The sequence below is a fragment of the Phyllobacterium lublinensis genome (assembly GCF_020164435.1).
Taxonomy (GTDB): Bacteria; Pseudomonadota; Alphaproteobacteria; order Rhizobiales; family Rhizobiaceae; genus Phyllobacterium; species Phyllobacterium lublinensis.
The window spans coordinates 77677-83943 of sequence record NZ_JAIUDQ010000021.1 but is presented as its reverse complement, the minus strand read 5'-3'; the positions used below and the strand labels follow the sequence as shown (position 1 = coordinate 83943).

Annotated in this window: 6 protein-coding genes; all 6 read left to right on the top strand. The window is 58.8% G+C overall.

Annotation, left to right across the window (positions count from 1 at the left end; all coding sequences use genetic code 11):
* The first annotated feature begins 222 nt into the window (after positions 1-222).
* The 6 genes from K9U38_RS20535 to K9U38_RS20510 all read left to right on the top strand — a co-directional run bounded on the left by K9U38_RS20535 (position 223) and on the right by K9U38_RS20510 (position 6266).
* Positions 223-1821: a peptide ABC transporter substrate-binding protein gene (locus K9U38_RS20535; protein ID WP_224496211.1), complete on the top strand. Its 1599-nt coding sequence runs from the start codon at positions 223-225 to the stop codon at positions 1819-1821.
* 54 nt (positions 1822-1875) lie between these two features.
* Positions 1876-2799 carry an oligopeptide ABC transporter permease OppB gene (gene oppB / locus K9U38_RS20530; protein WP_224496210.1) on the top strand — a complete coding sequence of 308 codons (924 nt, stop codon included), beginning with the start codon at positions 1876-1878 and terminating at the stop codon, positions 2797-2799.
* Positions 2792-3931, top strand: a complete 1140-nt coding sequence (locus K9U38_RS20525; RefSeq protein WP_224496209.1) for an ABC transporter permease — start codon at positions 2792-2794, stop codon at positions 3929-3931. The genes oppB and K9U38_RS20525 overlap by 8 nt, the downstream gene beginning before the upstream one ends.
* A 1-nt stretch (position 3932) precedes the next feature.
* Entirely contained in the window at positions 3933-5549 is a 1617-nt protein-coding gene (locus tag K9U38_RS20520) for an ABC transporter ATP-binding protein (RefSeq protein WP_370632025.1), read from the top strand.
* Between the two features lie 82 nt (positions 5550-5631).
* The gene (locus K9U38_RS20515) at positions 5632-5871 is read left to right on the top strand and encodes a type II toxin-antitoxin system VapB family antitoxin (RefSeq protein ID WP_224496207.1); all 240 of its coding nucleotides are present in this window, start codon (positions 5632-5634) and stop codon (positions 5869-5871) included.
* Positions 5868-6266, top strand: coding sequence for a type II toxin-antitoxin system VapC family toxin (locus K9U38_RS20510; RefSeq protein ID WP_224496206.1), 399 nt, complete (start codon positions 5868-5870; stop codon positions 6264-6266). The genes K9U38_RS20515 and K9U38_RS20510 overlap by 4 nt, the downstream gene beginning before the upstream one ends.
* Position 6267: the final 1 nt, after the last annotated feature.

Below are 6267 nucleotides of genomic sequence, written 5' to 3'. Positions count from 1 at the left end.
TTGCGCTTTTTTATTGCTCGGCTCGCAATGCGACACCTTTCCAATCGTATAAACCAGAACTGACAGGCTGCTTTCTTCTTCCGGGAGGGAGGCACCGGGCTTTGCTGTTAAGAATCAGCCGAAGGCCGTCAATTGGTATAAGATGTCACGCAGCCTGCCAGCGGGATGACAAGCTGCCGGCCCCACGGACGGCTCCGGGTCGGATGAAAGACTACCAAGGGAATGACATTCATGAAGCTCAAGTTTGGCACGGCGATTATATTGGGTTCCTTGCTGATCGGTGCCTGTCCCGCTTTGGCTGAAGCCGTTCTGCATCGCGGCAACAGCGGCGAACCGCAGACGCTCGACCCATCCCAGACTTCCCTCGAAATTGAAGCCTTCATCCTGAAGGACCTGTACGAAGGCCTCACTTCCTACGATGCAGCCGGCAAGATTGTGCCGGGCGTAGCCGAAAGCTGGACGGTTTCGGACGACGGGCTCGTCTACACGTTCAAGATCCACGACAAGGCAAACTGGTCGGACGGCACGCCCGTGGTCGCCGAGGATTTCGCCTTTTCGATGCGCCGCGTCGAAGACCCCAAGACCGCTGCCGGCTATGCCAATATTCTCTATCCGATCAGGAATGCCGAGAAGGTCAACAAGGGTGAATTGCCCGTCGACCAACTCGGGATCAAGGCGATCGACGCCAAGACCCTCGAAATCACGCTCGAGCGTCCGACGCCCTTCTTCGTCGAGCTACTCGCCCACCAGACGGCGCTTCCGGTCAACAAGGCCAGCTTCGAGAAGAACGGCGCCGATTTCATCAAGCCTGGCAAGCTGGTATCCAACGGAGCGTTCGAACTTGCCGAGCACGTCCAGAACGACCATCTGACGGCGGTCAAGAACACCGACTATTGGGACGCCGCCAACGTCAAGCTCGACAAGGTGATTTTCTATCCGTCCGAAGATCAGGCCGCCGCAGTCCGGCGTTTCGAGGCAGGCGAACTGCAGCTCGTCTACAATTTCTCCGCTGATCAGATCGAACGCCTGCGCGCATCCCATGGCGATGAGGTCCGGGTAACTGCCGCACTCTCCACCTATTTCTATTCCTTCGACACACGTGTCGAGCCCTTCAACGACGTTCGGGTGCGGCGCGCGCTGTCCATGGCCATCGACCGCGATTTCCTGTCGAAGGAAATCTATAGCGGCGCACAACTGCCGGCCTATTCGCTGATACCGCTCGGCATTGCCACCTATGGCGAACCGGCCAAGCCGGATTTTGCCGACTGGTCCCAGCTCGACCGCGAGGACAAGGCCATCGAACTCATCAAGGAAGCGGGCTACGGCGAAGGCGGCAAGCCTTTGAACATCGAGATCCGATACAACACCAACCCCAACCACGAGCGCGTGGCCATTGCTGTTGCCGATATGTGGAAGAAGACCTTCGGCGCCAATGTCACGCTGCTGCAGAATGATATCAGCGCGCATTACGCCTATCTGAAGGAGGGCGGCAAATTCAATGCGGCCCGCGCCGGCTGGACGGCGGACTATGCCGATGCCGAAAATTTCCTTGCAATCAACCTGAAGAAGAACCCTGTCTTCAATTACGGCCGCTATGACAATCCGGAATACGACGCGCTTGTGGAAAAATCCTACAATGAAAAGGATCCGGCTGCCCGTTCGAAGATCATGCACGATGCGGAAGCCATCGTCCTGCGTGACCAGCCGATTGCACCGATGATGAATTTCGGCCAGCTCTGGCTCGTGTCGAAAAAGGTGAAGGGTTGGCAGGACAACGGGTCCAATGACCACCTCAGCAAGTATTTGAGTGTCGAGGAATAAGAACTCAGTGCGCAATCCAGCGCGGGTTGCGCACTAGATTGAGAAAGTAACGCCATGTTTCAATTCGTTCTTCGCCGATTGGCGAGTGCCGTGCCGACCCTGTTCATCGTCGTCACCATTTCCTTCTTCCTCATGCGCTTCGCGCCCGGAGGGCCCTTCAATCTGGAAAGACCGTTGCCACCGGCAACGATGGAAAACCTGATGAGGGCCTACCATCTCGACCAGCCCCTGTGGAACCAGTATCTCCAGTACCTGAAGAACGCCCTGACCGGCGACTTCGGTCCCAGCTACATCTACAAGGACAACACCATTGCCGAGCTCATCGGCAAGGGCCTGCCTTACTCGGTGCAGCTCGGCAGCTACGCCTTGCTGCTCGCCCTCATTGGCGGCGTCCTGGTCGGCACACTGGCGGCGCTACGGCAGAACTCCTTCCTCGATTTCCTTGTCATGTCCGTCGCAACGACAGGCGTGACCGTGCCGAACTTCGTCGTCGGTCCGGTCCTGACCCTCATCTTCGCGCTGATGCTGTCCTGGGTTCCGGCCGGCGGCTGGGGTGACGGGTCGCTGAAGTTCCTTATCCTGCCGGTGATCACGCTCGCATTGCCCCAGCTTGCGGTGTTCGCTCGCCTCACGCGCGGCTCGATGATCGAAGCGCTGCACGCCGATCATATCAGGACAGCCAGAGCCTACGGACTGCCGCAGCGCGCGGTGGTGATCACCCATGCGATGCGCGGCGCACTCCTGCCGGTCGTATCCTACCTCGCTCCGTGCGCGGCAGCGCTGCTGACTGGTTCCGCCGTGGTCGAATCCATCTTCACCATTCCCGGGGTCGGCCGCTATTTCGTGCTGGGCGCCATCAACCGTGACTATACGCTCGTCATGGGAACTGTCGTTCTCGTGGCAATCTTCGTCATCGTTTTCAATCTCGTGGTCGATATTCTCTACGGCCTCCTTGATCCGAGGGTCCGCCATGACTGATCTGACCGACATCCCGACAACCGTCATTCCTCCGGAGGAATCGAAGGGTCGCAGCCTGTTCCAGCTCGCGGTGCTGCGCTTCCGCCGCAACCGCGCCGCGATGACTGGATGCGTGGTCCTGTTCCTGATCACGATCTTTTCGTTCTTCGGCCCCTATTTCATCAGCCACACCTATGATCAGGTGTTCCCCTCCTATGTCACCGCGCCGCCAAGCCTGGAGCCGCTGCCGCGGGCCGAAACGCTCGGCGACGTAATGAAGGGTGTTGCGGACCGTGCCCGCGTCGAGCTGCGTGATTTCGCGGTCGAGGGCAATACATTCACCGCCACTGTCCATTCGGACCAGCCGATCGATCCGCGATCCACGCGCTATTTCGACCGTGCCAACGAATTCGACAACACGCAGGTCACCGCCACGGAGGAGGATGGCCGCACGCTGAAGCTTACAGGCGAGGTTCACCGCGAATACTTCCCGTTCGGCACCGATGCCAATGGCCGCGACATGCTGGCCCGCGTCATGCTTGGCGGCCAGATCTCGCTCGCCGTCGGCTTTCTTGCCAGCCTTGTCTCACTGGCCGTTGGCGTCACCTATGGTGCGATCTCCGGCTATATTGGCGGGCGTGTCGACAATGTCATGATGCGCCTTGTCGAGATCCTCTATTCGCTTCCCTTCGTCTTCCTCGTCGTGGTGCTGGTCGTGTTCTTCGGCCGCAGCTTCATCCTGATCTTCCTCGTCATCGGTGCGGTGGAATGGCTGGACATGGCCCGTATCGTCCGCGGGCAGACGCTTGCCCTGAAACGCCGCGAATTCATTGGTGCCGCCCAGGCACTCGGTTTGACCGACTGGCAGATCATCCGCCGCCATATCATACCGAACACCATCGGGCCGGTGATCGTTTTCGTTACCGTCGTCGTGCCGAAGGTCATTCTTCTGGAAAGTTTCCTCTCCTTCCTTGGCCTCGGCGTCCAGGCGCCGCTGACGAGCTGGGGCGCGCTGATTTCCGAAGGCGCAAACAAGATGCAATCGGCCCCCTGGTTGCTGATCTTTCCGGCCATCTTCTTCGTCGTGACCCTGTTCTCGCTCAACTTCATCGGCGACGGATTGCGCGATGCACTCGACCCAAAGGACCGCTGACATGACCGCCGATGCAACGGGTACCACCGAAACCGTATTGTCCGTACGCGGGCTGAAGGTTGACTTTACCACACCCGACGGTGACGTGAACGCCGTCAAGGGGATCGATCTTGACGTCAAGCCCGGTGAAACGCTCGCCGTCGTCGGTGAATCGGGCTCTGGCAAGAGCCAGACCATGATGGGCATCATGGGTCTGCTCGCCAACAATGGGCGGGTCACCGGCTCGGCCAAATACCGCGGCAAGGAATTGATCGGCCTGCCGCTCAAGGGCCTCAACGAAGTACGCGGCGTGAAGATCACCATGATCTTCCAGGAGCCGATGACGTCGCTCGATCCGCTCTACACCATCGGACGGCAGATTGCCGAGCCGCTCGTTCATCACAAGGGCATGACCTTCAAGCAGGCCCGCGTGCGCGTGCTGGAACTGCTGAAGCTCGTCGGCATCCCCGAGCCCGAACGGCGCATCAACAGCTATCCGCATGAAATGTCGGGCGGCCAGCGCCAGCGCGTCATGATCGCCATGGCACTCGCCAATGAGCCTGATCTTCTCATCGCGGATGAGCCGACGACCGCGCTCGACGTGACGATCCAGGCGCAAATCCTCGATCTCCTGCGCTCGCTGCAGCAACGCTTCGGCATGGCCGTCGTGCTCATCACCCACGACCTCGGCATCGTCAAGCACTTTGCCGATCGCGTCGTCGTCATGCGCCGCGGCGAAGTGGTGGAGAAGGGCACGATCAAGGAGATCTTTGAAGAGCCCAAGGAAGACTATACGAAAATGCTGCTCGCCTCCGAGCCGAGCGGCAGCAAGGAGCCGCCGGCGGACACGGCGCCGATCATCCTAGAGGGCCGCAACGTCGCGGTGGATTTTGCCATTGGCGGCGGCTTTTTCTTCGGTTCGGACAAGGTGTTTCGTGCCGTCGATGGCGTTTCCGTCCGGCTGAAACGCGGCCAGACAATCGGCATTGTCGGCGAATCCGGCTCTGGAAAATCGACGCTCGGCCGCGCATTGCTGCGGCTGTTGCCAAGCACCGGCCATTATCATTTCGGCGACAAGAACATATCCGATTTCGACCGTGCCGCGATGCGTCCGCTGCGCAAGGAATTGCAACTCGTCTTCCAGGATCCCTATGGCTCGCTGTCGCCGCGCCAGACGGTGGGCGAAATCATAACCGAGGGCCTGCGCATCCACGAGCCGCAATTGTCGCGGGCCGACCGCGACAAGCGGGCGGTTGCCGCCCTCAAGGAAGTGGGCCTCGATCCGGCCGCGCGCAATCGCTATCCGCATGAGTTCTCCGGCGGCCAGCGCCAGCGCATTGCTATTGCCCGCGCCATGATCCTGAAGCCGAAGGTGGTCATCCTTGACGAGCCGACATCGGCGCTCGATCGTTCCGTGCAGGGCCAGGTGATCGACCTCCTGCGTGACCTGCAGGAGAAGCACGATCTTTCCTACATCTTCATCAGCCACGATCTCGCGGTCATCAAGGCAATGGCCGACTATGTGATCGTGATGAAGAACGGCAAGATCGTCGAGGAGGGTCCGACCGAGGACATTTTCGAGCAGCCGCATCAGACCTATACCAAGACACTGATGGCCGCTGCGTTCGATCTGGAGTGAATGGGCGGCGCCTTGCATTTCACGGCAAAGAACGCCATTTTATAGACAATTGCGTATATACGTATAGACGCGGAGGTATAGAATGGCGTTTTCCGTGAAGGACAAGGCGACGGATGAGGCGGTGAGGCGGCTGGCAAAGCTGAAAAACACCAGCCTGACAGAGGCTATTCGCGAGGCCGTGGTGCATGAATATGAGCGTTCCAAAAAAGAAACGCCGCTGCAGGAAAAGCTGTCCAAGATTTTTGAAGAGTACCGGAAGTACCCAAAGACCGGCCTCGAAGCGGATAAGGCTTTTTTCGACGACCTTTCAGGTAATGAATGATCTTTGTTGATGCATCAGCCTTGATCGCCATCGTCGATGGCGAAGATGACGCGGTTTCGCTTGCTGCCCGTCTGGCGGGCGTTTCATCGATCTACATCTCACCCATGGTGGTTTACGAGTCCATAACCGGTCTCGCGCGAAAAAGAGCTTGCACGATCGAGGTTGCTGAACGAGCAATTGATATTTTCATCGATCAGACCGACGCTCGAACCCTTGAGATCACCGCCGAGATCGGCAGAAATGCTGTTCAGGCGTTTAACAGATTTGGTCGCGGGCGGCACAAGGCCGCTCTCAATATGGGCGATTGCTTTGCCTATGCCTGCGCTAAAGCCCATAGCCTGCAGCTATTATGCAAAGGTAATGATTTTCCCTTTACTGATATCGAGATCGCCTGAG

Excerpts from the sequence above, each read along its gene's own strand:
- K9U38_RS20510 (WP_224496206.1), top strand. The coding sequence starts at position 5,868 with ATGATCTTTGTTGATGCATCAGCCTTGATCGCCATCGTCGATGGCGAA.
- oppB (WP_224496210.1), top strand. The coding sequence starts at position 1,876 with ATGTTTCAATTCGTTCTTCGCCGATTGGCGAGTGCCGTGCCGACCCTG.
- K9U38_RS20515 (WP_224496207.1), top strand. The coding sequence starts at position 5,632 with ATGGCGTTTTCCGTGAAGGACAAGGCGACGGATGAGGCGGTGAGGCGG.
- K9U38_RS20520 (WP_370632025.1), top strand. The coding sequence starts at position 3,933 with ATGACCGCCGATGCAACGGGTACCACCGAAACCGTATTGTCCGTACGC.
- K9U38_RS20535 (WP_224496211.1), top strand. The coding sequence starts at position 223 with ATGACATTCATGAAGCTCAAGTTTGGCACGGCGATTATATTGGGTTCC.
- K9U38_RS20525 (WP_224496209.1), top strand. The coding sequence starts at position 2,792 with ATGACTGATCTGACCGACATCCCGACAACCGTCATTCCTCCGGAGGAA.